Genomic DNA, 23,144 nt, shown 5'->3' with positions numbered 1-23,144 from the left:
GCGCCTTGCGGTCTTCGCGAGGCCCAAGGCCTTCAAGAGGTCGGGCGGCACCAATTTGACCCTCGACAGCCCCGGAATTCTCCACTGATCCGCCCGTAGTACCGGCGGACGGCCAGCCCGGCGACCAGGGCCCGACTGCCCGTTCTGCCAGAATCGCCACATGGCTGAGCACGACACGAATCACGGCTACCTGCTGGACAACCAGCAATCGGAGGCAGGGATCCGCTTCGGCGCCCTGGGCGAGTTGTTCGATCCGGTGACGTTCCGGCATGTCGACCAGCTCGGGATCGCTGCAGGCATGCGGTGCTGGGAGGTCGGCGCCGGCGGACCCTCCGTACCCCTCGGGCTGGCCGAGCGAGTCGGCCCGGCGGGAGCGGTGATCGCCACCGACATCGACGTGTCCTGGACCCGGGACATCGCCGGTGGCGTGATCGAGGTGCTGCGGCACGACGTGGCGGCCGACCCGCCGCCGCCCGGCGGCTTCGACCTCGTCCACGCCCGACTGGTCCTGGTACACGTCACCGACCGCACCGAGGCGCTGCGCCGGATGGTCCAGGCGCTGCGGCCCGGCGGCTGGCTGCTCCTGGAGGATGCCGACCCGGGGTTGCAGCCGCTGTTGTGTCCGGACGAGTCCGGTCCCGAACAGCGACTTGCCAACCGGCTGCGATCCGGCTTCCGCGCCTTGATGGCGGCACGCGGCGCGGACCTCGCGTACGGGCGAACTCTGCCCCGGCTGCTGCGTGAGGCCGGTCTCGAGGACGTTCAGGCCGACGCGTACTTCCCGATCACCTCGCCCGCATGTGCCGTCCTTGAGGCCGCGACCGTGCGGCAGATCCGCGGCCGTCTGGTGGCGGAAGGGCTCACCACCGACGGGGAGATCGACCGCCACCTGGCGAATGTCGCCACCGGACGCCTCGACCTTGCCACCGCCCCCATGATCTCCGCGTGGGCACGCCGCCCGTAACCCTCCCCGACTGCCTCTCACGCGGCAGCTGCTTCGCGCACGACCTGCGCTGTCACGCGACCCACTGGCCACCCATTCACCGCCCGCTTTCTCAGCGCACACCCTGGCTGGAACAGGCGGGTCCCGAGCAGATCGTGGCCGGCGGGAAGGTGACCGATCTCGATGCCACCGGCTGACAATGCCCGCTTCCTCGTCGAAGTATCGAAGATGCGCAGCCGACAGGCCCGCGAGCGCGCCGAAGACGCCATCATGGCGTCGGCCTGCCGCGGCGAACGGCCCACGGTCGTGGGTATCGCGCATGCCGCCCAGGTCTCCCGGTCCTGGCTGTACACGCAGATCGACCTCATCTCGGCGATCAACCAACTCGAGCAACGGGCCCCCGCGCCGAGCCGGAACGGACGACACTCCGTCAGCTGCGCATCACTTCAACGCAGACTGGAGACCGCGCCCGAGTGCAACCGGCGGCAACTCCGCGACCAAGTCGTCGGCTTCACCCGAAAGCCGGAGACCGCCCACGGCGAACTCCGCCGACTGCGAACCCTTTTGGCAAGCCCATCGAACGACGCGACCTGTACTGACACCCCGGCAAACCTGACGTCAGCCAGAGGTGGTGCGGGGCACGCTCGCCCAGCCGTCTACGCTGTCGATCATGACTGCGAACCCCGTTGAACTGGTGATCTTCGACTGTGACGGCGTACTGGTGGACAGCGAGCGGATATGCATCAAAGTAGACGCGATGATCACGGCCGACCTGGGATGCACGTTCACCGAGGCCGAGATCATCGAACGATTCGTAGGCTCGTCCACCGAGGTCTACACGGCTGCCGTGGAAGAACGTCTCGGACGACGCCTGGAGAAGGACTGGCAGCAGCAGTACGAGCATTTGTACCAGGCGGCCTTCGAGGCCGAACTGACGGCCGTCGACGGGATCACAAAAGCCCTGGACAGCCTCACCGCGCCCTTCTGCGTCGCGTCCAACGGCAATCACGGCGAAATCCGGCGAAGCCTGGAGATCGCCAACTTGAGCGACCGCTTCGAGGGACGTATGTTCAGCGCTGCCGACGTCCCGACAGGCAAGCCCGCCCCCGACCTCTTTCTGTACGCGGCCCGTTCCATGGGCGTGGAGCCCGGACGGTGCGTCGTGATCGAGGACAGCGCATACGGAGTTCAGGCCGCCCGCGCCGCCGGCATGCGGTCCTTCGGCTACTGCGGCGGTCTGACACCTCCCTCGCGACTGGAAGGACCCGGCACCCTCACTTTCGACGACATGCGGGACCTGCCCAAGCTCCTGGCAACCATCTCCCACTGAGCTGTCACAACCCCTTTCCGTGAACCACAGAAAAGACATGTCCATCTCGCGGCCTGCTCATGGCCGCGGACTCCGTTCTTGATATTGGTTGCGGCACAGGCGCGATGCTCTGTCTCGCACGTGAACGAGGCCACCGCGGCCGACTGGTCGGTCTGGACCCGGATCGCAATGCCCTGGACCGGGCCCGAGGCAAGGCCGACGCCGAGTGGATCGATGGCACGGCAGCGGACGCGAATAGTGGGGCGGACTTTGATCTCGCAACGATGACCGGCTACGCCTTCCAGTTCCTCGTCACCGACCAGGAGGCGCGCTTCGCTCACCGCCATCCACGGGACATTGCGTCGAGGAGGCCGTTTCGCGTTCAAGACGCGCCGTCCCCAGTCGCGAGCTTGGGAAGAGTGGAATCCGTCCAGCCCGGACGATGCGGTGGATCTCGTCGACGATGCCGGCCGGTGGCTTACGGGCTTCTTGGAGAGGCGCGCTGCTTCGGCTTGCATTGTGCGGAGGAAGGTCAGGGTGGAGTCGATGCCGTCGACTTCGCCGGTCCAGTGCTCTTCCTTGGCGCGCTTGCGGCGCAGGAGGAGGTCCTTTCCAAGCTCGTAGCTGCCGCCTTCTGCATGGACCCGGAGACGACCTCGATCTGCCTCGCCGACATGCTGACCCGGACCGCGAGGCGACCCTGCCCACGCAGTGGCACTGAGTCCGACCTCACCGAACCGCGGTGACCCGTTCCCGGATTCGTTCGAGTACCTGGTGCGGGGCCGGCTGAGAACTCCACATCGGACGCAGGTCGTCGCCGTGCCTGCGCGGCACCACATGGGCATGGAAGTGGAAGACCTCTTGCCCGGCGGCCTCGCCGGAGGAGTGGACGATGTTCACTCCGTCGGGAGTAAACGCCTCCGTCACCAGAGCGGCGACCCGATGCACCATCCGAGCAACATGCCCGTAAGCGGCTTCGGAGATCTCCCAGACGTCTCGGACGTGCTCGCGTGGGACGATCAGGGTGTGTCCTGGAGAGGCTGGCGCGATATCGAGGAACGCCACGGCGTGCTCGTCCTCCATGACGTGGTAGGACGGCAGGCGGCCGGCAACGATCTGGCAGAAGATGCAGTCACTCACCCGCCCGATGATCGCATCCGGTGCACCTCCGCAGCATCAACTCGTGCAACTTCAGTCGCCACCTTGCACGGGTTGCCCGGAACAAGTGCGCTTTGGAGAAGGATTCGTTTGAGGCGACGGCGATGGTGGTCTTTTCCTCGCGTGCGGCCAGGACCTGGAAGAGGACTTCGGCGCCCCGGCGGTCGAATCCATGCTCGTCCGCCCAGCACGTGGTCACGGTGACGACACCGCGGTCGATCACCCCGACCGAGCCGGGGTACGGCTTGCCCACGTGCGCGGTCCCGTTCTTGCGGTCGCCGGAGTCGTCGATCGCGAGCACTCCGCCCGTGTGCGGGGCAGTCGCCGGATCGGCCACCAGCAGGTCAACGCGGCGGGCGTTGACCCGCTCATGGTCCCAGGCCGACTCCGACAGGAAGAACTCCAGCCGCTGGACCGCCGGATGCTGCGCGCCGGCCACAGGCTCCGTGCCGGCCAGGCAGAACGGCTGTACCCCGGGCCAGAGCGCTGATCCAGGGTGCAAGGGGCTGGGGTGGAGAACCAATCACCGGAGTCAACTGAACCCGGCCGCGCCATACGGTACCGGGCTGACCGCAGCACGCTCACCGCGGCGGCCTGACGGAACCTCACCAGGCTTTCCAGGTCTTTTCGGGGGATCAACGCGCTGCCACGGCACAGGGTGCAGAGCCTATGACCCGAGGAGTGATCGGATGTGATCCAGAGTCAGGAAATGAGCGAGAGGAATGGTCATGTTGAAGATCTTGTCGAGGCGCGCTCGTCGCATCACCGCAGTCTCGGGGGCCGCCGCAGCCATCGTGCTCGGTGCTCCTCTGCTTGCCGCTGCGACTCCCGCTCAGGCCTCCTTTCCCGTGGAGCCCTACGCCACGGTGATCAGTCAGAGTGGGGTGAACGAGCGCCAGTACCCCAGCACCGACTCGTCGGCGCTGGGCATCCTCGAGTACGCCGATCAAGTGGGCCTGCGATGCAAGGTCCGTGCGCAGAACGTCTTCGGTGACGACGTCTGGTACTTGCTGCGTGACGAGCAGGCATGGATCTCGGGAAGGTACGTAGTCCAGACCGGGACCGTCCCCTACTGCAGGGACGTCCAGCCGAACGCGCTCACTTACAGCCCGCAGGCCGACAACGCCATGGGCTGAGCGCGTCTGTCCCTCAGAGCGTTCGAACCATGGCGGATCGTGGTCCTGGCGGTATGTCTCCCGAACCACGGTCCGCCATGGTGTGCCTCGTACCGACCCAACGCACGAGGCCGGACGAACAAACAGGATTCGATCCGGCTGCGCAACGATCGATAGCACCAGGTAATCCGACGTCTTCGGGGGTTGAGCCTGGTGGGCCCGCATGTTCGGGAGTCGCGTATTGGCCACAGGTGTCGGCAGACAGCCACCTGTGTCGGCGCTCCGCGGCATGATGACCGCCGCGCACACCGAGATGCACATCGACGGAGAACGCCGGCGCCGCCGACATACAGCTCACCGAAACCGACCTCCAGCGCATCGCCGAGATCCTGTCCCTGCTCCGCAGACAGCCGCTCCCCGGCCGCCTGATGCTCAACCACCTCACCGGCTGACAAGGCTACGCGCCCAGCGTACGGAAGGCCGAGTCCGGCGGCCGCGGTCAGGAGGATCGAAGGATTCCGCTGCTGAGTGAGAACAAGCAGCCACCGCTGCACCTTGGTTCGGTGCAACGGCGGCGGCGTCGACAGGGCCGCTACTACAGCTCCCGCTCGATCTGCTTCTCGCTGATCTTCTCTTCTCGCAGGGTCTTGTCGTTCTGGATGGCGTAGCGAGTCTGTGCCCCGCTGCCCTCGGTCTGCCGGATCTCGCCCTGTTGCATCTGGTTCTGCTGGTCCCGGTACTCCACGTGCTGTCCCTTGCGGTAGGGCATGGGAATCTCCAACTCTCGTGTAGGTCGGCGGAGGGCCAACCCCGCCCATGGGACGGGGAACGCGCCTCCTCGGCGCTTGCGACCATCGCGTGGCGCCTCTGACAGCCCACCCCCAACTCAGGGCTGCAGCAACTACTGCGGGCCGAATGGAGGACGCCCTCGCCCGCCTGTCCTGCGCCGCGAAACCAGGCACTGGTGGCCGTGTCCGTAGGCGCTGATCAGCCCGGTTTCACAATCGACCTGCGAGGTCGTTCCTCGCTGACGCGGATGAGCACGCCGTGGTGAGGTGAATGAGCATCCCGTTACCCGTTGGCGACGGTCTCTGCGAGATCGAGGGTCCGGAACCAGGTGAGCCGAGAACGGCCCCGGAGCAGGGGACCGTGGACGAGTTCGCTGAGGAAGCCGCGGTCCAGCAGCAGGCGGCCTGGCCCGTCCAACGGATACGTGGGCGGCGCGTAAGCGGGGGTTGACGCCGCTCTCGTCGTCGCGGTGTGCGGGCGCGGTCACCAAGGCCACGCATGATCAGTGGGCGCTCTCCCGGCGCGGACGGTTGGCACACGTCCAGAACCTTGAAGCCGCGCGATCAGGACGATCGCGCACCGCCTGCCCCTGCCCATCGGGGAGAAGTGCATCACACGGGCTCCGGGCGGCTGCCGCTCCCGGAGGCTCCGGCCCGTCGTTCCCACGCCCGTCGCGGGCGCCCGCGAGGTAGGCAGGTCGCTGCGGTCCCGCGCTAAGCCGCGAGCAGCATCGCGACCGTCACCATGGCAAGCAGCCCGATGTACGCACAGGCATAGGTGCGGTCGGGGATCCGCGGCGGGCGCCGCCGCAGTACTGCGATCACCGGTAGAGCTCCGAGGAGCAGCGCCGATGCGGCGCGGAGGTCAATGAGACCTACCAGGTGCACGTGCGCGTCAGCGGCGGCAGGGACCGCGGCGCCGCCCAGGGACACTGCTGTGGCCGGGAGCGCGATGGCGAGGGTGAGGGGGTTGGCCAGTGCAGTCGCCACGTGCATCGTGTGCCCGGCCCGCCGCATGGCGGGGACGGTCATGACGCTGCCTCCCACGCCGAGGAGGGCCGCGACCGCGCCGACCGGCGCGCCGAGGACGGCTGGCAGCGGACGCGGAGCATCGGAGGTTGCCGCGCCCCGGGGGCCCGGGCGCAGAAAACCGGGGCGCAGGAGCAGGTCGGCGATGGTGAGAACGATGTACGCGACGAACGCCCAGCGGGCCAGATCGGACGGGGTGAGGCGCGTGGCGAGCGCGCCGGCCGAGGCACCGGCCGCCAGCAGGAGGAGCAGCGAGCCGCTGCCGCGGAGCGCGAGGAGCACCCGCCGCGGTGTGACGGCTGTCGCGAATCCCGCGTTCACCACCATCACCAGGGCCGAGGTGGCCGTCGCCACCCGCATCGCGTCCGCGCCGAGTGAGGCGTCCGCCCACACCACGACCGGCACTGCGACGAACCCGCCGCCGAACCCGAACAACACCGTCGTCGCCCCGGTGAGGAGTCCGATCCCGATCAATGTCACAACGTCCATGGGCCCCACTCCACCAGTTCCGACGGATGTCTCGCATGCGATGGTCGGCGCCGTTCCTTCGCGTTTCAGCCAGTAGGCTGGCTGCGTGAAAAACGTCTCCCTGGCCGACGTGGACCACGTCGACCGGGTCGTCCTGCCGATCGGCGCCGACTACCCGCCCGGCCACGTACTGGATTGGCACGAACACCGGCGCGCGCAGTTTCTCTACGGCGCCACCGGGGTCATGGTCGTCGACACCGCCGAGGGCACCTGGACCGTTCCGCCCGAGCGCGCCGTACTGATTCCGGCCGCTACCCGGCACCGGGTCCGCATGCTGGGGGTGAGCACCCGGAGCCTGTACATCGAGCCGGATGCCATCCCCTGGTGGCCCGTCACCTGCACGGTCGTGGACGTTCCGCCGCTGTTGCGCGAACTGCTCCTGGTCGCTGTCGACTTCGAGATCGACTACGGCCTGTCCGGGCGGGAGGGAGGCATTGCCGCCCTCCTCCTGCACGAGATCGCCGAGCGCGCCCCGCTCCCGTTCCACGTCGGTATTCCCGCTGCCGCTGACCTCGCGAGGCTCTGCCGTGAGTACCTGGCCGCCCCAGATGTCGGCGTCACCAATGCCACATGGGCCGCGAGGACGGCCATGAGCGAACGGGCCTTCACCCGGCGCTTCCGCTCAGAGGTCGGTGACAGCCCCGCCATCTGGCGGGCCCGCGCCCGCCTGCTCGCGTCCGTGCCGCTGCTGCGCACTGCGTCGGTCAGCGAGGTCGGTGGCCGTCTCGGTTACTCCTCTCCCGCCGCGTTCACCGCCGCCTTCACGCGCGCTTTCGGCATGCCCCCGTCCCGCTTCGCCGCGAGCCGCCAAGGCGGCGGTCTCAGCCGCAGCCGCAACTCCTGACGGCACCCCGGCGTCTCCACACCCTGTTCCGGTGAACTCTTACGGGCGGCCTGACCACCTGGTGAACAACGCGGGCAAGTACCCGTTCGGGCCTACCGAGAAGGCAGCGGAGAGCGAGGTCGACAGCGTCTACGCGTTGAATGTGAAGGCGCCGTTCCACCTGGTGGCGGACTCGCGCCGGCGATGGCCGAGCGGGGCGGCGGTGCGATCGTCAACGTGAGTACCTTCGTCGCGGCGTACGGGGCTGCGGGCATGGCCCTGTACGGGTCGAGCAAGACGGCCGTGGAACTGCCGACCAAAGCATGGGCCGCGGAGTACGGCCCGCGCGGGGTGCGGGTCAACGCCGTCCGCCCCGGTCCGGCCCGCACGGCCGGCCGGAGCCGTAGGAGAGTGCGGCGACGAACCGGCCCAGGTCGTGCCGCGTGGCATCGGTCGGCCACACCGCCCAGGTCCTCCGCACCAGCGGGCGCGCCCGAACGGCGACCGGGTCACATGCCCGGGCAGCGGCTGCTGTCAGTGATGCGGCGCCGGCGTGAAGGCCCGATCCGCGGCCACCGCTGCCGGCTTCACCTCGGCGATCAGCGCCTGCGCGCGGGTCGTGGAGGCCCTGCGGCAGTGGCGGTGGATCCTGGGGTGACACGGGGCGCTGCGCGGGACATCGGACGGATGGACCTCCGCCGGAGAGTCCGGCTTTTTTGTGGCCGCTCCGGGCGGTTTGCCGAGCCTTCATGGAATCGGGATCTACTCGGCGACCGTTCCCACCGTCTCTCGGGGCGCGTGCGAGCCACCCGGGGAGCCGACGTCCCGGCGCACCAGTACCGCGCGGGCGGACGGGATCAGGAGGGCCGTCAGGGCACCGGCGAGGCAGAGGGCCGTCAGGAGGGCGAAGCCGTGGGTGTAGCCGGACTCGTGGGGCAGGCCCGTCGGCTGGAGACGGGCGGTGACCAGGAGGCCGGTGACCGCGGCGCCGAGGGAGCCGCCGATCGTGCGGATGTTGGCGTTCATGCCGGTCGCCGCGCCGGTCTGGGTGGCCGGGACGCTGTGCACGATGAGCGTCGCCATCGACGCGAACGCCAGGCCGATGCCAAGGCCGAAGATGCCCGCGGCGAAGGCGACCTGCCAGGCCTGCGCGTGCAGGACGGTGAGCAGCCCACCGGCCGCGGCTCCGAGCGCGGAGCCGGTGACGAGCTGGGCCTTGGCACTGAACACCGGCGCGAGGCGGCCGCTGAGCACGCCGGAGACGAACATCGCGACCAGCATCGGGAGCATGAGGAGACCGGCTCCGGTGACGCCGGCCCCGAATCCGTACCCGGCAGCGGTCGGGGTCTGCGTGAAGGCGGGCAGGAACGACCACAGGGCGAACATACCCGCGCCGAAGAGCAGTGCGACCGTGTTGGTCGTCCACACTGCGGGCAGCCGCATGATGCGCAGGTCGATCAACGGGTGTGCGGCCCGGGCCTCGGCGATCAGCCACAGGGTGAACAGGACGACAGCGGCGGCAAACAGTCCGAGGACCCGGGCCGAGCCCCAGCCCCAGGAGCCCGCCTGGCTCAGCGGCAGCAGCAGCGCCACCAGCCACGCTGACAGCAGGCCGGCGCCGAGCCAGTGGACGCTGCCTTCGGCCCGTCGGGGCGACTCAGGTATGTGCCGGATGGTGAGCACGACGGTCACCATGACGACGATGACCGGCAGCCAGAACAGCCAGTGATAGTCGAGCGCGGCCACGGTGGGCCCCGCCAGGACCATGCCGAGGCCGCTGCCGGCCGCGATGACCGCGGAGAGGTTGCTGATGGCGGAGCCGACCTGTGACGGGGCGAACTCGTCGCGGATGATGCCGAAGGACAGCGGGAAGAGGGCGCCGCCCATGCCCTGGATGACGCGCGCCGCGATCAGCACGCCGATGTTCGGCGCGAGCGCGGCGAGCAGGCATCCTGCGAGTACGGTCAGCAGCGCGGCGACCAGCGTGCGCTTCTTGCCGAGCAGGTCGCCGACGCGGCCCAGGATCGGGGTGAAGACCGAGGCGGACAGCAGGTAGGCCGTCATCACCCAGATCACCGTCGTCTGAGAGGTGTGCATCGCGTGCTGGATGGTGGGCAGGGCGGGCGCGATGAGCGACTGGAGGAGGGAGAACACCCCAGCGCCGGTCGCGAGGACGGCGAAGGTGGTGCGGTGCGAGGACCGCGGGCGGGACGGTGCGGACACAGTCGGCTTCTTCCTCGGGCATGCGGGCAGGCCCGTTTCGCGGAACGGCGGTGGTGAGAGGCCGCTCGTTCCGATGGGGAAATGCGAGGGTGCCCGGAGGCACGATGGGTAGCGCGGCGTCACTGCTGCGTAGGAGCCGGGCCGGGGCACGGCAGATGCCGTCGCCCACTCCACTGCTAAAGTGGAGGTGCGCCTCCAGATTAGCGGAGGCGTACCTCCGGTTCAAGTCAGGAGTCCCTCGTGGCGCACACCCCGGTGAACGAGATCGTCGCGGCCCGGCGCCCTCGCCGCGCCGACGCGCGACGCAATTACGACGCGCTGCTGCTGGCTGCCCGCGAGGCCTTCGCCGGCAACGGCGCAGACGCCTCGCTCGAAGACATCGCACGCCGCGCAGGCGTCGGTATCGGCACGCTGTACCGGAACTTCCCCTCCCGCACGGAACTCTTCGAGGCCGTCTACGCGGACGAGGTGGACGCGCTGTGCCGGGTCGCCGACGAGGTCGCGGACGAGCCCCCGTGGCAGGCGCTCACCACGTGGCTGCGCCGCTTCGTCGACTACATGGCCACCAAGCGCGCGATCCGCGAGGCGATGGATGCAGAGTCGGACGTGTTCGTCTCCTGCCGCGCTTCCATGTACGAGGCGGGCGGCCCCCTGCTCAGCCGTGCCCAGGCGGCCGGTGAGGCCCGCACCGACATGAGCTTCGACGACCTGATCCGTATGGTCGCCGGAATCACCGGGGCCGCCTACCCCGAACCGGAGCAGCGCGACCGCGTCCTGGAGATCGCCCTGGACGGCGTCCGCACCCACCGGACCTGACGGGCTCCGCGACCCACGCCCATCCCCGGCTCGCGCGGCCGTTCCCGAAGCAAGCACTGAGGCGTTCTCGAAACTCGAAACTCAGCGGCATCACCGTCCCGGGCTGTCCGTACGCGTTCATCGTGAGGACCGGGAGTCGACGTACGGCGGGGTGTGCCCAGGTGGATGCGGTGCAGGGTCTTGGTGGGCGGGGTTGACGCCGTCGATCTCGACGAGGAGGTGACGGGGGCCGCGCAGCGACGGACTCGCGCGGTAGGGCGGTGGGTCGGCGACGAGCCGGGGGTTCTTCAGCCGGCGTGCCAGCTCGGTGAGGGCGATCTGCGTCTCGGGACGGGCCAACGGGGCACCGAAGCAGTAGTGGATGCCGCCGCCGAAGCCGAGGTGCTCGTTGTGCTCGCGGTCGGGGTCGAAGCGGTCGGGGTCCGGGACGAAGTCGGGGTCGCGACTGCCCGAGGCGAGCACGAGTGTGACCGGTGAGCCCCTGGGGATGGTGATGCCGGCGATCTCGATGTCGTCGAGGGTGTTCCGGTTGTTGGAGAGAAACTGCACCGGTGGTTCGTAGCGCAGGAGTTCCTCGACCACCCGGGCGGCCAGATCGGGTTCGTCGCCGCGGCGTAGCCGGTCCAGCACCTCGGGGTGCCGCAGGAGGGTGAGCATGCCGTTGGTGATGAGGTTGACGGTCGTCTCGTGGCCGGCGACGAGCAGCAGAGCCGCGTTGCTCAGTATCTCTCCGGGCGACATCGGCTCCTCGTCGCCGTCGCCGCTGAGGAGCCCGGAGAGCAGGTCGTCGCCCCGTCGGTCGTGGCGGGCGTCGAGGAGCTCCGCGAAGTACTGGCCGAGGTCGGCGTTGGCCCTTGCTCGTCGGCGCTGCCGCTCCGCGATCCCGCCGGTGGTCGGGTCGGTGGATGTGACGACCGCGTCGGACAGTGCCTGGAATCGCGATTCGTCCTCGCGGGGTACTCCCAGCAGCTCGCAGATCACCGTGACCGGGAACGGATAGGCGAAGTCGTCGACGATGTCGACCCGGACCGTGCCCGACCCGTCCGTGCCTGTGAGGTCGTCGATCAGGCTCGTCACGATCCCGAGCATGGCGGGCATCATGCTGTCGATACGCCCCGGGCGGTGGGGTGGGCCGAAGTTCCGCGTCAGCAGGCGCCGGAGTCGGTCGTGCTCGGGCGGGTCGGTCCGGATGAAGTTGGGCGGCAGCTCGGGAAGGCCCTCTTCGTACGCGTGCGCCGCGGCATCGGCGCCGACCTCGGGGAGATTGCGCACATCCGAGCTGATCCGTGGGTCGTGGAGCAGGGAGACGATCTCCCGGTAGGTGCTCACGACGTAGGTCCCGTCCTCTACCCGTACCACGGGTGTCTTGCGCAGCTCGGCGTAGAGCGGGTACGGGTCGGCGCGGTGGGAGGGATCGAGGATCTGCTGCCAGATGCCGGTCTGAGCCATGGTGGGCGTCTCCCGCAACTCGGGGATCAGGGACGTGCGGTGGTCCGGGCAGTGGTCACAGATACGTTCTGCGGACCAATGTGGCTCGCCGTTCACTGGGTCCGTGACCGGTCACCACGACCGTGGCCTGAGGGGTGGGCCGTTCCGGGACCTCGGCCGCGACCGGGCGCCCGTCGGTGGGCTGGTCGACGGTGCGGAAGGACGACGGGAACGGCGCCGCCCGGTCGATCAATCCTGCATAGAACTCCAGCCACTTGGCCTGGTTGAAGGCGACCGCCGCCGTGATCCGCCCGCGGTAGCCGTAGACGGCGACGAAGCGGCGCTCGGCCACCGATCCCTGGGCGATGACGACCTGGTCGGCATGGGTCGGGACGCCGACGGACTTGATCTCGGTGCCGAACTGGGTGGACCAGAACTCCGGCAGCGACAGGTGCGGCCAGCGCTCGCTCTGGGCGCTGATCATGTTGTGCGCGGCGATCTCCGCCTGGGCGACCGCGTTGCCCCAGTGCTCGAGGGCGAGGTACTGGTAGTCGTAGACGGGGTGTGGGCAGCGGGCCACGTCGCCTGCGACGAACACATCGTCGGTCACGACGCCGTTGACGTCGACAGCGCGGCACCCCGCATCACACGCCACACCCCATACACCTGCAGCCAGTCCCGAGCCTTCCAGCCATTCGACGTTGCGGATGCTGCCGAGCGCGGCCACCGCCACGTCGACGTCCGGAGTGCTGCCGTCGGACAGACGGGCGCGCCGCAGCCTCCCGCTGTCATCGCCTTCCAGCGACTCGACCCGAACGCCGCACCGCAGGTCGACGCCGTTGTCGCGCTGCATCTGCGCCGCAACCCCGCCGATCACCGCGCCAAGCGCCCCGGCCAGCGGGGCCGGGCCCCGCTCGAGGACGGTCACCGGCAGATCCAACTCGCGGCAGGCGGAGGCGACCTCACAGCCGGTGAACCCGGCACCGATGACCAGCACCCGGCCGGGACCGGCCGTCAGTCGTTGCCGCAACCCTTCCGCGTCCTCCGGCGTATGCAGCGCGAACAGCCCGTCGAGCGCGGCCTCCGCCTCGTTCGGCCACGGGCGCGCCCGCACCCCGGTGGCGATGAGCAACCGGTCGAATCCCACCTTCGCGCCATCGGCCAGCAGCACCTGCTTGCCGCTCAGGTCGACCCCCGTGGCCGCGACTCCCAACCGCCAGTGCGCGTCGATCTCGTCGTGGCGGGGCAGTCCGGTACGCCGCGCCGGAACCTGGCCCATGAGGACCTGCTTGGACAACGGCGGCCGGTCATAGGGTGCGTGAGGCTCGTCCCCGATCACGGTCAGAGAGCCGGTGAAGCCCTCCCGGCGCAGCGTCCGACCAGCCCGCAGGCCGGCCAGGGAAGCCCCGACAACGACGATGCGCCCCGAATGCTTGAACGCTTCCCCAGGGCCGGGGGCGGCCACGTGCGTCTCGGGCGCGGGCTGCCGGATCCGGGTGTCGTCACGGCCGAGGAAGATGGCCTGGACCGGGCACGCCGCCGCGGCCCGCACGACCTTCCCCCGCTGCACGTCGTCCGGATCGGTGTCGTACAGCAGCGCCTCGTCCCCCTGGATGGCAAACACATCCGGCGCGGCGAAAGCGCACTGTGCGTATCCCTGGCACCGTGTGAGATCCACGACGACCTTCATGTGGACGCCCCTTCCGAGCCCTGCGGATCGGCCGTTTCGTCCCACGCCCGCGCACGGACGACGTCACGTCTGCTCTCTCAGTGGATCACGGCACACCCGATACCGCATCCCGCCGCAGACCAGCAGTCGTCATCCGTGAAGCCGCTGGTCACAGTGCCCCTGCAACAGGCCCTCACCGCACTTCCATCGAGACGGCGTCCCGGCCGGAGCGTCAGACCAGCCAGCGGCCGTCGCGCATCAACTCGCGGTCGGGCAGCTCGTTTTCCTCACGCCAGGCCTGGATGCGGCGCGGGGTGATACGGAACCAGCGGTATGGCGTGGCCGGCGCGCGCGGGTCGAAGCCGGTGCGTGCGGCGAACCGGTCACCCTGCTGCCGCGGCGGCTCATCGATCTCGAGGACCTCGACTTCGCCGTCGATCATGGATACGTCGCGGGTGTGGCCGAGCCCCAGCCGAGTGGTCCGGGTGGCGGCCAGGTTCCTGCCCGTCGGACTGTCCGCCGGGGTGGCCACCAGCAGGGCCTCTCCGTCCCAGTCGAAGGACAGCGGTACCAGGTACGGCGCACCGTCCGCCGAGGCACTGGCCACCCAGACGTCGACGTCATGGGTGAGCCGGTGCTCGGTGTCTCGACGGCGCTCAGCGCGGGGGCGCGGGTCGCCGCTCATCGGTCCTCCAGCAGGCCGAGGACGTCGCCGTCGGGGTCGGTGACGGTGGCCACGAGGCGGCCGCCACCGACGTCGTGCGCGGGTTCCGTCAGGGTGGCCCCCGCGGCGGTCACCTCGGCCGGTTTCGCCTCGATGTCCGGCACGTGCCGGTAGGACACGGGATGCAGCACCGTCTTGATTCCCTGGGTGGAAGTACTGGTCATGGTCACTCCTGTGGTCGTGGTCGCAGTCGTGGGTCACGATCGGCCCGGTGTGTCCTGCCGGGCCTGATCGCTGTGATCACAGCCTCTCCCGGCCGGGGTACGGTCCACCTCCGTGCCGGCCACGGAAGCCATCACGGATAATGACTCGGTGTCCAGTTCAGTGATCTCGACTCGGGAAGCCGACGTGCTTGCGCTGCTCGGGGAGCACCTCAGCAACGCGGAGATCGCCGCGCGGTTGTTCATCTCCGTACGCACGGTCGAGTCGCACGTCTCCGCACTGCTGCGCAAGCTGGAGGTGCCGGATCGGCGGGCGCTTTCCCGGCGCGCGGCCGAGTCCGCCCGCACTGAGCATTCGCGCTCGGTACCCACCCTCCCGGCACCCTTGACGGCGTTCATCGGTCGCGTGCGGGAGCGCGGGGAGCTGGCCGAGGCGGTGAAGGCGCGCCGGCAGGTGACCGTGGTCGGTCCGGGCGGGGTGGGGAAGACCCGGCTCGCGCTGGCGGTGGCAGCGGAGGCGGCCGGCGACTTCGCCGACGGGGTGTGGTTCGTCGACCTGGCCCCGATCACCGATCCGCGGCGGGTGGGGGCGGCGGTCGCAGCGGCCGTGGGTGTGGGCGAGCAGCCCGGGCGCGGTATCGACGAGGCGGTGCTGGCCACGCTGGCGGACCGCGAGGCGCTGCTGGTGTTGGACAACTGCGAGCAGATACGCGACGGGGTGGCCCCGTTCTTGGAACGGCTGCTGGTGGCCTGCCCTCGGTTGCGGGTGCTCGCGACGAGCCGGGCCAGGATGATGGTGCCGTTCGAGTGGGTCTTCCTGGTTCCACCGCTGTCCTGGGCCGACGGTGGCGATTCGGAGGCCGTGGCCCTGTTCATGGAACGGGCGGCGGCGGTCGGTCCGCCGCCGGATCCGGCGGTGCGTGACCGGATCGCGGCCCTGTGCGAACGGCTCGACGGCATGGCGCTGGCGATCGAACTGGCGGCGGCACGGTGGCCCACGCTCGGCCTCGACGGTCTTACGTCCGGCCTCTCCGACCAGTTACGGATCCTCGCCGGCGGACCCCGCGCGGACGACAGACACCAGTCGGTGCGGGCGGCGCTGGACTGGAGCCATGACCTGCTGGAGCCGCAGGATCGGGCGCTGTTGCGCCGGATCTCGGTCTTCGTCGTGCCGTTCACCGCTGAGGCGGCCATTGCGGTGGCCGGGTCCGCCCCGCTGGATCCGGCCGCGGTCGCCGATGGGCTCGGCAGGCTTGCCGAACAGAGCCTGCTCACCGCGACACCGTCCGCGACCGGTACCCGGTACCAAGCGCTGGAGACCATCCGCCAGTACGGGACGGAGCGCCTTGCCGACGCCAGTGAGCTGACGGATGTCCGCTCGCGCCACGTGAGTTGGTGCCTGGCCGGCGCGACCGTCCTCGCGGGAGCTGAAGGCGCGGACTGGCGCGCGCGGTTCGACGCGCTGGCGGAGGACCTCCGGGCTGCCCTCACCTGGGCCGTCGACCAGCCGGAGCAGCGCGTGAACGCTTACCGTCTGGCCCTGACCATGGCCGAGCTGACCTTCACCCGCAACCTGCTCGGCGAGGCACAGCAGCGGTTCGAGCAGGCAGCCGCGCTCGCCGGTGACGCCGCCGCTGCCGCGGCGCTGCGGGAGGCCGCCGGGGTGGCCGGTTGCCGCAAGCTCGGCGACGACATGTTCCGCCTGCACCGTGCCGCCGCGGAGGCCGCCCGCCGGGCCGGCGACACCACCGGCGCCGGCCGCGACCTGGCGGCCGCCGCCACCGTCGCGTACCGCTTCTCCAGCGAGTTCATACTGGTCCCCGCCGTGGACGAGGTGACCACCGTGCTCGCGGCAGCGCGAGAGCTGTCCGGCGACGGCGACCCGGCTGTCGAGGCGGCTGTCGCGCTGGCCGAGGCGGCGGTGATCACGGATGCTTTCGGCGCGGTCCAGGGGGATGTCGACAACACCGTGCGGGAGACGGTCGAGTACGCCGAACGGAGCGTCGAACTCGCCCGGCGGGCGGGCGACCCGGTGGCCGAGTCCGCCGCCCTCGATGCGCTCTGCGGCGCCCGGACCTGGGCCGGTGAGCCCTTCGGCGCCGCGGCTGCCGCCCGGCGCCGGATCGACATCCTGGCTTCGCTGCCGCGTACCCCCGCCAGTACGCATGAGCAGATGGACGCCCTCGCCATGGCCGCCGGAACCGCCCTCAGCGTGGGTGAGCTGCCGCAGGCCCGCCGGTGGGGCAGGCAGCTCGCCGAGTATCCGCTCGTTGCCGAGGTGGGCCACCACGCCACGTCCTGGCTCCTGATCGCGGATGCGTTCGCGGGCCATGCCGACGACGTACTCACAGGCAGCGTGAGATTCCTCGATGCGTGGCAGCAGAGCGGTCGGCAGCGGTCGTTCTCGCTCGGCCCGGCCACCGCGTCGGTCGCAATGATCCACGGCCTGCGCGGCGACCACGAAGCCCGGGCAACCTGGCTCGCGATCGTCGACCGGGCGGGCACCGCAGCGGAGCACCGCCATGGCTACGGTGCGGTCTTCGACGCCATGGTCCTGCTCCATCACGGGGACCCGGATGCGGCCCTGGAGCGGGTCGCACCGGAGCCGGATCAGGTGTGGAAGTGGGTCTCCTGGATCTGGTTGCACTGGTATGTGGCGCTCCGGGCGGAGGCTTCGGTGCTTGCCGGGCACCCGGACGCCCGGGACCGAGTCGACGCCGCCCGGAGTGTGGTCGCCGGCAACCCGGTCGCCACCGCCCAGCTGGACCGGGCGGAGGCGCTGCTGGACGGCGACCTGACGCGGCAGTTGGCCGTCGCAGCGGCATTCGACGCGGCAGGCTGCCGCTACCAGTCGGCGCGCACGCTGCTACTCGCCGGGAGTGGCCATGCCGCCGCCGGCACGGCGGCGCTCGCCGACCTCGGCCTCGCGCCCATGGCCGTCCGGTAGCCGCGCCACCAGGCGTCCGCTACGGCGAGCTGCGCGGGCTGGGGCGTCAGCGGAGCGAATCTCACCCCGCTGACCTGACGCTCCCCGACCGTTCACCGGCCACACGCGTCAGCTAGCTCACCGCCTGCTTCACTAGCGCACCGATCCGCGCCTCCACCTCGGCCGTCACCTCGGTCAGGGCGAAACCGGCCGCCCACATCGTGCCCTCGTCCAGCTTCGCCTGGTCGCTGAACCCGAGCGTCGCATAGCGCGCCTTGAACTTCTCCGCGCTCTGGAAGAAGCAGACGACCTTGCCGTCCAGCGCGTAGGCGGGCATCCCATACCAGAGCTTCGGCGCGAGGATCGGGGCGCCGGCTGTGATGACGGCATGGACGCGCTCAGCCATGATCCGGTCCGAGTCCTGCATCTCGGCAATCTTCGCGAGCACGTCCCGCTCCGCCTCCGCTGCCTTGTCCGCGCGCGAGCGGCGGCGCGCTGCCGTCCTCAGCTCTTGGGCGTGGTCCTTCATCGCGGCCCGCTCCTCGGCCGTGAATCCCTCGTACGTGCTGCTTTCGGTGCTGGTCATGGTCACCCCTGTAGTCGTGTGTCACGATCGGCCCGGTGTGTCCTGTCGGGCCCTGATCGCTGTGGTCGCAGCCTCTCCCGGCCGGGCTGTGGGCCGCTTCCGTGCTGACCACGGAAACCACCACGGATACCGAGTCGGTGTGTGCGACATCCCGTGAGTTGTCCTGAGCCTCACTGAGTCTCGGCCGCTGTGGCCAGAGGGTTCTTCCACTTGGCTTGATCTTTATCCTCGTGCTGGACCGGGGTCAGGGTGTCGGAAGAGGAGACTCGGAGCAGTCGGCCCCTCTTGTCGGTGAGCGCGATCACGAGCAGGCCATGGCATTTGCTCTTGCCGGAGTAGTTCTTCCGGACGTCCTCCCACGGTCTTCCGACGTACCGGTCCGGTGACGGATCGTAAGAGCGGCAGCACGGTCACCGCAGCAGGACCCGACAACGACCCCGGCCGACACGTCAGACGATCCTCCCCGTGGACACCGGCCGACGATCAGCGCGAGTATCCCGCCCGCACCTCACACCAGTCCCGCGATCTGCGAACTTCACGATGCACGTGTCTCGATCTCCCGCTGCTGCGCATCCGTCAGTTCGCGTCGCCGCACCATGCGAACCACATGCCCAGCCCCGACCCTGACCCGACCACCCGGCAAGAGCCATCAGAAACGACCTAACGGGCTGAGTCGGGAGTGCGCTGCGGAGCAGCCAGGACCCAGGCGGCGAAGGCTTCGACGCCGTCCACGACGGCCTCGAAGCGCGGGGAGTGGAACAGGTCGAACGAGTGCTGTCCGCCGGGCAGTTCGGCGTAGACCACGGTGCTGTCGGAGGCGCGGCGCAGCCGGTCGACGAAGTTCCGGGCGCCCTCGACGGTCGCCAGCGCGTCCTTGGTGCCGTGGGCGATGAGGAACGGTGGCGCACCGGGGTTGAGGTACGCATACGGTTGGTTCGGGGACGGCGTTGCGTCGGGCTCCTCACCGAAGAAGTGGCCGTAGTAGCCATAGAGGCAGACCGCCGCAGTGACCGAAGTGTCGGCCGACTCGAATCCGGGCTGGAACACCGGGTCGTTCGGCGTGAGCGCGCACAGGGCCGCCAGGTTGGAGCCGGCGGAGCTGCCCGCCACGAACAGCCTCGACGGGTCGGCGCCGTACTCGGGGGCGTGCTCGCGGACCCAGGCGATGACCTTCTTGGCGTCGATCTGATGGCCGGGGAAAGTGGTCTGGGGCCGCAGCCGGTAGTTGGCACTGATGCACACCCACCCCTGGCTGGCGAGCCGGTAGAGCAGGGGCCGTGCCTCGCGGTTCTTCGCTCCGCCGGTGTAGTGGCCGCCGTGGAAGTAGACCAGGACCGGCGCGTTCTGCGGCGCGTCGCGGCGGCGGTAGATGTCGAGGAGATTTCGGCGCCCGGCGTCCCCGTAGCCGATGTTGGGGATCCGCTGCACGTCACGCCGCCGCATCAGGCCCGGCAGCAGCAGGATGCGGGCCCAGGGCCGGTGGCGGCGCAGCGGTACGTGCACACGATCCCGCCAGCCGGTCCCGAGGCCCTGCTCAAGAGCCCGCCCGACCACCTGATCCGTGCGCAGGCCCCGCCAGGCGGAGACAGCAAGGCCGACGGTGACGACGGCGGCCACCGCGGTTGTCACCTTGGCGCCCGGTGACTCCAGATCGCCCTCGGCGGCGGCCAGTGCCGTGGAGGCCATCAGGACATAGATGCCCACGAACGGCACCTCGTTGAGGCCCAGGCCGAACCAGAAGCTCATGGTCGCCAGTGGCCGGGGCCGGCGTGGTGCGACAACGGCGAAGAAGGTGCACCAGGCGAAGAGCGCGGTCGTCGCCACATATCCCATCGGCATGTCCATGAACGTACCACCGTCAACTCTGTGACTTTTCCCGGGACTTCCCCGCCCAGCCCCGCCACCACAGGTCACTCGTTCGTGAAGATCCAACGAACCCGGTTCAACATCGGCGCGCACACGCGTTCTCGGCAAGGTCCGCACCGACCCGAAGTGGGCGACTGCTCTGGTGAGGGCCCTGCTGGTCCTGACGAACCGCGAAGTCTCCCCGTGACCGACGATCTTCACTGAAGTCATCCGCCCATGACCAGCACGAGCACCATGAACCCCGCGCACACCAGACCCATGACCGGCAACTTCACGATGCACACCACTCAGTGAACTTCGGCTGACCGCCACGGATCACCGGGCCCGCTGACCTGACGGTCGGCGGGCCCAAGTACCCCATCTCATTTGACCTTCCCCATGGTTGAGGCTGCGACATGGGCTGAGACGCCATCCGCTTATCGATCACGGGGCCGGTCTGGCCGGACAGGATTCCTGATCGGGTGATCGCGCGAGGGCCGGCGCATGACGGCAGGGCCTCTTGGCAGTTCGGGGGCGCGAACCGGACCGAGTACCAGGAGGCCCTGTGCCGCGGTCTTTCGCGTCCGTGGGCGTGGAGTCCAACGCGCCGTCTCTGTCGTGTGACTGCCTTGCGCACAGGTTCGGCAACGCGGCAGACCGGCCGGACCGCACCCCGTGCTACGCCTGCGACATGACGGAGGCGGAGTGGCAGGTCATCCGGGCCGTGCTGCCGGTCCCGGCCTCAGGTGGGGAGAGTGGTTTGCGGCGCGTTCCGTGTACGCCCTCGAGACGAACCCACCCGCCCGGTCGAGCCTCTTCGAGCCGGTCGCGTGGGCATCCTCGTCCGGGTTGGTCTTTTCCGACGCCTACGACCCGGCCTGGGACACCCTCGACCTGGGACCTGACGTCGACGACATGGCGTGGGCCATGCCCGATATCTACGTCGAGGGCCTGCTCACCGAGTGGCGGCAACGGCCGGGCGTGCTCGACTCCGAGGACATTGCCTTCGGCCGGCCGCAACTCCCACGGGGAACGCGCCGGGGCAAGGGCGGGAGTGGGGCCGCTCCCGGGGGATCACCGCGAGCGAGCGAGAGCGTCACAGGGCGGTACCTCCGGGTGGGTGGCGCGCCGTGGACGTTGGTGCCGGGCCGTCTCCCGTGGGGCCTCGTCGCCCGTGTTCACGTCTTCGGCGTGGTCTCGTCGTTGCGTGTTCCCAGGCCGTCCAGGACCAGGTCGACCAGGATGCGGGGGAGGTCTTTGTCCAGGGGCTCCCGCATGAGCAGCACTCTGCTGTGCAGGGGAGCGATCAGTGCTTCGAGCGCCACGCGCGGGTCGGTCCCGGCACGCAGCTCACCTCGGGCGATGCCGCGTTCGATCATCACGGCGGCCAGCTCGATCCTTGACCGCCAGAACGCTTCGCGCGCCTTGGCCATCTCCGCGTCCTCCACGGGGATCACTGCGACGTGGGCGAGAACGGCGCCGAGGGGGCTGTTGAGGTAGTCCGCCACCAGGGTGGCGAAGGCCAGCAGGTCCTCTCGTACGGAGCCGGTGTCCGGTACCGGAATGCGGCGGTCGCTCGCGGCGAGCAGGGCGTCGGTGAGGAGGTTCTCGCGGGTGCGCCAGCGCCGGTAGAGGGAGGTCTCGTTCACTCCGGCCCGCTTGGCGACGTCGGCGAAGCTGAACCGGGTTGTTCCGCCCTCGGCCAGTGCATCGAGGGCGGCGTCGAGCACCGCCTTGCGTACGCGGGCGGCCCGTCCGCCGGGCCTGCGCTGGATCTCGTCGTCACTCACGTGTATCACCTCTCACATCCACCCTAACGCAAGTCTTCTTGCTTTTTCGGTGAGTGTGCGTCACGGTGCTTGAAGCAAGTTTTCCTGCTTTTAGCGTCGCCCTGTGGTGACGTGAAAGGAGACCGACATGTCCTTCGTATGGCCCCAGGATCCGCGTGACCTGTTTGTCGAGCGCTACCCGCAGATGGTCGCCTTCGGCCTGCCCGCCCCCGATGTCGACGCCGTCCGCGCCGCCGTCACCGAGATGTGGCCCGATGCCCCGGGCGGCTGGGTGTACGAGTGGTCGCAGCTCGCCGACCGGTACGCCGCCGACAGTCGGCACGACCTGGCGGTGCTCGCCTACGGCTACGCCAAGTTCCCCACCCTGGCCAACGAGCCCAAGCGCCTGGCGCTGGCCCGCCAGGCCGAGGAGTACCAGCTTGCCGCCGCCAGCTTCCCCATCGACTTCGAACGCCGCATCCTGACCCTCCCGCATCAGGGCGGCTCGACCCAGGTCCCGGTGCACATCCTGGCCGCGCCGGACCTGCCCGCCGACGCCCCCGTCACCCTCGCCAGCGGCGGCGTGGACAGCTGGAAGATGGACCTGCACTCCGTGCTCGTCGGCCTCGCCCTGCAGACCCGCACCCGCATCATCGCCTTCGACCTGGCCGGTACCGGAGAGACCACCCACATCCCCATGACTCACGACGGCGGCACCGAAATAATCGAGGGCCTCATCACCGAGGCCCGCAGGACGGGCAATGGGCAGGTCGTGCACTTCGGCCTGTCCATGGGCGGCTACTACTCCGCCCGCACGGGCCTCACCGGCGCCGTGGATGCCGCCATCAACGTCGGTGGCCCCGTCGAAGCGGCCTTCGCCCCCGGACGCGCCTTCGCCTTCGGCATGGAAGGCATCGTCGGCAACGCCCTCGGCTTCAATGAACTCCCCAGCCCCGAGGAGCAGTCCGCGGAACTCGCGAAGTTCAACCTGCGTCACATGCTCGACCAGGACACCAACGCCCCCATGCTCGTGATCAACGGAGCTGACGACGTCCACGTGCCCCAGCACGACACCCTGGTCTTCCAGGGCCGCCGCGACACCCGCGTCGACCTCATCCCCGGCACCGGCCACTGCGCCATCACGAAGCTGCCCGAGGTCATGTCGATCATCAACGACTGGCTCAAGCGGACGCTCGGCATCTGACACGTCTCCAGCACGACGGGCTGGTGCGGGGGCGCGCGGGTGTGGTCCCCGGGGCCCCCCCCCACCCCGGCAACTGCCAGAGGCGGCCTACAGCGGGCCC

Annotated in this window: 19 protein-coding genes and 4 pseudogenes; 10 read left to right on the top strand and 13 right to left on the bottom strand. The window is 69.7% G+C overall.

The window, feature by feature from the left end; translation table 11 throughout:
* Positions 1–160 precede the first annotated feature (160 nt).
* The 3 genes from ACFVYE_RS43915 (at position 161) to ACFVYE_RS43905 (ending at position 2,998) form a co-directional block, all read left to right on the top strand.
* Positions 161–964 (top strand): methyltransferase domain-containing protein, encoded by an 804-nt coding sequence (locus ACFVYE_RS43915; RefSeq protein ID WP_383973388.1) that lies wholly within the window; start codon positions 161–163, stop codon positions 962–964.
* Between the two features lie 649 nt (positions 965–1,613).
* Positions 1,614–2,273: an HAD family hydrolase gene (locus ACFVYE_RS43910; RefSeq protein ID WP_383973386.1), complete on the top strand. Its 660-nt coding sequence runs from the start codon at positions 1,614–1,616 to the stop codon at positions 2,271–2,273.
* A gap of 59 nt (positions 2,274–2,332) precedes the next feature.
* Entirely contained in the window at positions 2,333–2,998 is a 666-nt protein-coding gene (locus tag ACFVYE_RS43905) for a class I SAM-dependent methyltransferase (protein ID WP_389609109.1), read from the top strand.
* Here ACFVYE_RS43905 and ACFVYE_RS43900 read toward each other — a convergent pair.
* The 3 genes and pseudogenes from ACFVYE_RS43900 to ACFVYE_RS43890 form a co-directional block, all read right to left on the bottom strand.
* A complete protein-coding gene (locus ACFVYE_RS43900) occupies positions 2,982–3,392 on the bottom strand; it encodes an HIT family protein (RefSeq protein ID WP_383973382.1) in 411 nt (136 codons plus the stop codon). The two genes, ACFVYE_RS43905 and ACFVYE_RS43900, sit on opposite strands and share 17 nt — an antisense overlap.
* Before the next feature lie 97 nt (positions 3,393–3,489).
* Positions 3,490–3,576: pseudogene (locus ACFVYE_RS43895) on the bottom strand (AAA family ATPase); the annotation flags it as partial.
* 18 nt (positions 3,577–3,594) lie between these two features.
* Positions 3,595–3,849 (bottom strand): annotated as a pseudogene (locus ACFVYE_RS43890) (transposase); the annotation flags it as partial.
* Between the two features lie 289 nt (positions 3,850–4,138).
* Here ACFVYE_RS43890 and ACFVYE_RS43885 point away from each other — a divergent pair.
* Positions 4,139–4,546 carry an SH3 domain-containing protein gene (locus ACFVYE_RS43885; protein WP_389609107.1) on the top strand — a complete coding sequence of 136 codons (408 nt, stop codon included), beginning with the start codon at positions 4,139–4,141 and terminating at the stop codon, positions 4,544–4,546.
* Positions 4,547–5,120: 574 nt separating this feature from the next.
* Here ACFVYE_RS43885 and ACFVYE_RS43880 read toward each other — a convergent pair.
* On the bottom strand, positions 5,121–5,294 hold the full coding sequence (locus ACFVYE_RS43880; protein ID WP_383973378.1) for a hypothetical protein: 174 nt from the start codon (positions 5,292–5,294) through the stop codon (positions 5,121–5,123).
* A gap of 442 nt (positions 5,295–5,736) precedes the next feature.
* Here ACFVYE_RS43880 and ACFVYE_RS43875 point away from each other — a divergent pair.
* Positions 5,737–5,957: pseudogene (locus ACFVYE_RS43875) on the top strand (IS200/IS605 family accessory protein TnpB-related protein); the annotation flags it as partial.
* 70 nt (positions 5,958–6,027) lie between these two features.
* On the opposite strand, the gene ACFVYE_RS43870 reads toward ACFVYE_RS43875, so the two are convergent.
* Positions 6,028–6,831: a sulfite exporter TauE/SafE family protein gene (locus tag ACFVYE_RS43870; RefSeq protein ID WP_389609105.1), complete on the bottom strand. Its 804-nt coding sequence runs from the start codon at positions 6,829–6,831 to the stop codon at positions 6,028–6,030.
* An 85-nt stretch (positions 6,832–6,916) separates the two neighbouring features.
* On the opposite strand from ACFVYE_RS43870, the gene ACFVYE_RS43865 reads away from it, so the two are divergent.
* Together ACFVYE_RS43865 and ACFVYE_RS43860 are read left to right on the top strand one after the other, a co-directional pair.
* Positions 6,917–7,714, top strand: a complete 798-nt coding sequence (locus tag ACFVYE_RS43865; protein WP_383973374.1) for an AraC family transcriptional regulator — start codon at positions 6,917–6,919, stop codon at positions 7,712–7,714.
* A gap of 31 nt (positions 7,715–7,745) precedes the next feature.
* Positions 7,746–8,035, top strand: a pseudogene (locus tag ACFVYE_RS43860) (SDR family NAD(P)-dependent oxidoreductase); the annotation flags it as partial.
* Between the two features lie 420 nt (positions 8,036–8,455).
* Here the strand turns inward: ACFVYE_RS43860 and ACFVYE_RS43855 are convergent.
* On the bottom strand, positions 8,456–9,916 hold the full coding sequence (locus tag ACFVYE_RS43855; protein WP_389609102.1) for an MFS transporter: 1,461 nt from the start codon (positions 9,914–9,916) through the stop codon (positions 8,456–8,458).
* A 240-nt stretch (positions 9,917–10,156) separates the two neighbouring features.
* Here ACFVYE_RS43855 and ACFVYE_RS43850 point away from each other — a divergent pair, with 240 nt between their 5' ends.
* Positions 10,157–10,732, top strand: coding sequence for a TetR/AcrR family transcriptional regulator (locus tag ACFVYE_RS43850; RefSeq protein WP_383973373.1), 576 nt, complete (start codon positions 10,157–10,159; stop codon positions 10,730–10,732).
* A gap of 117 nt (positions 10,733–10,849) precedes the next feature.
* Here ACFVYE_RS43850 and ACFVYE_RS43845 read toward each other — a convergent pair whose 3' ends face one another.
* From ACFVYE_RS43845 to ACFVYE_RS43830, 4 genes are all read right to left on the bottom strand, one after another.
* Complete coding sequence (locus ACFVYE_RS43845; RefSeq protein ID WP_389609100.1) at positions 10,850–12,181, bottom strand: cytochrome P450; 1,332 nt, start codon at positions 12,179–12,181, stop codon at positions 10,850–10,852.
* Positions 12,182–12,236: 55 nt separating this feature from the next.
* A complete protein-coding gene (locus ACFVYE_RS43840) occupies positions 12,237–13,850 on the bottom strand; it encodes an FAD-dependent oxidoreductase (protein ID WP_383973369.1) in 1,614 nt (537 codons plus the stop codon).
* A gap of 211 nt (positions 13,851–14,061) precedes the next feature.
* Complete coding sequence (locus ACFVYE_RS43835; protein WP_383973367.1) at positions 14,062–14,514, bottom strand: pyridoxamine 5'-phosphate oxidase family protein; 453 nt, start codon at positions 14,512–14,514, stop codon at positions 14,062–14,064.
* Positions 14,511–14,717 carry a hypothetical protein gene (locus ACFVYE_RS43830; RefSeq protein ID WP_383973364.1) on the bottom strand — a complete coding sequence of 69 codons (207 nt, stop codon included), beginning with the start codon at positions 14,715–14,717 and terminating at the stop codon, positions 14,511–14,513. Before ACFVYE_RS43830 ends, ACFVYE_RS43835 begins: the two co-directional genes overlap by 4 nt.
* A 148-nt stretch (positions 14,718–14,865) precedes the next feature.
* Here ACFVYE_RS43830 and ACFVYE_RS43825 point away from each other — a divergent pair, with 148 nt between their 5' ends.
* Positions 14,866–17,661 (top strand): ATP-binding protein, encoded by a 2,796-nt coding sequence (locus tag ACFVYE_RS43825; protein WP_389609098.1) that lies wholly within the window; start codon positions 14,866–14,868, stop codon positions 17,659–17,661.
* Between the two features lie 112 nt (positions 17,662–17,773).
* Here ACFVYE_RS43825 and ACFVYE_RS43820 read toward each other — a convergent pair whose 3' ends face one another.
* The 3 genes from ACFVYE_RS43820 to ACFVYE_RS43810 form a co-directional block, all read right to left on the bottom strand.
* A complete protein-coding gene (locus tag ACFVYE_RS43820; RefSeq protein WP_383978640.1) occupies positions 17,774–18,226 on the bottom strand; it encodes an iron chaperone in 453 nt (150 codons plus the stop codon).
* 660 nt (positions 18,227–18,886) lie between these two features.
* The gene (locus ACFVYE_RS43815) at positions 18,887–20,065 is read right to left on the bottom strand and encodes an alpha/beta hydrolase (protein WP_389609096.1); all 1,179 of its coding nucleotides are present in this window, start codon (positions 20,063–20,065) and stop codon (positions 18,887–18,889) included.
* A gap of 1,184 nt (positions 20,066–21,249) precedes the next feature.
* A complete protein-coding gene (locus ACFVYE_RS43810; protein WP_389609094.1) occupies positions 21,250–21,861 on the bottom strand; it encodes a TetR/AcrR family transcriptional regulator in 612 nt (203 codons plus the stop codon).
* Positions 21,862–21,988: 127 nt separating this feature from the next.
* On the opposite strand from ACFVYE_RS43810, the gene ACFVYE_RS43805 reads away from it, so the two are divergent.
* Entirely contained in the window at positions 21,989–23,044 is a 1,056-nt protein-coding gene (locus tag ACFVYE_RS43805; RefSeq protein ID WP_389609092.1) for an alpha/beta hydrolase, read from the top strand.
* Positions 23,045–23,144: the final 100 nt, after the last annotated feature.

Source organism: Streptomyces sp. NPDC058239 (assembly GCF_042882185.1).
In the GTDB taxonomy this organism is placed as follows: domain Bacteria; phylum Actinomycetota; class Actinomycetes; order Streptomycetales; family Streptomycetaceae; genus Streptomyces.
Note: the sequence above shows the minus strand (reverse complement) of the source record. Positions and strands in the feature narration are given on the sequence as shown.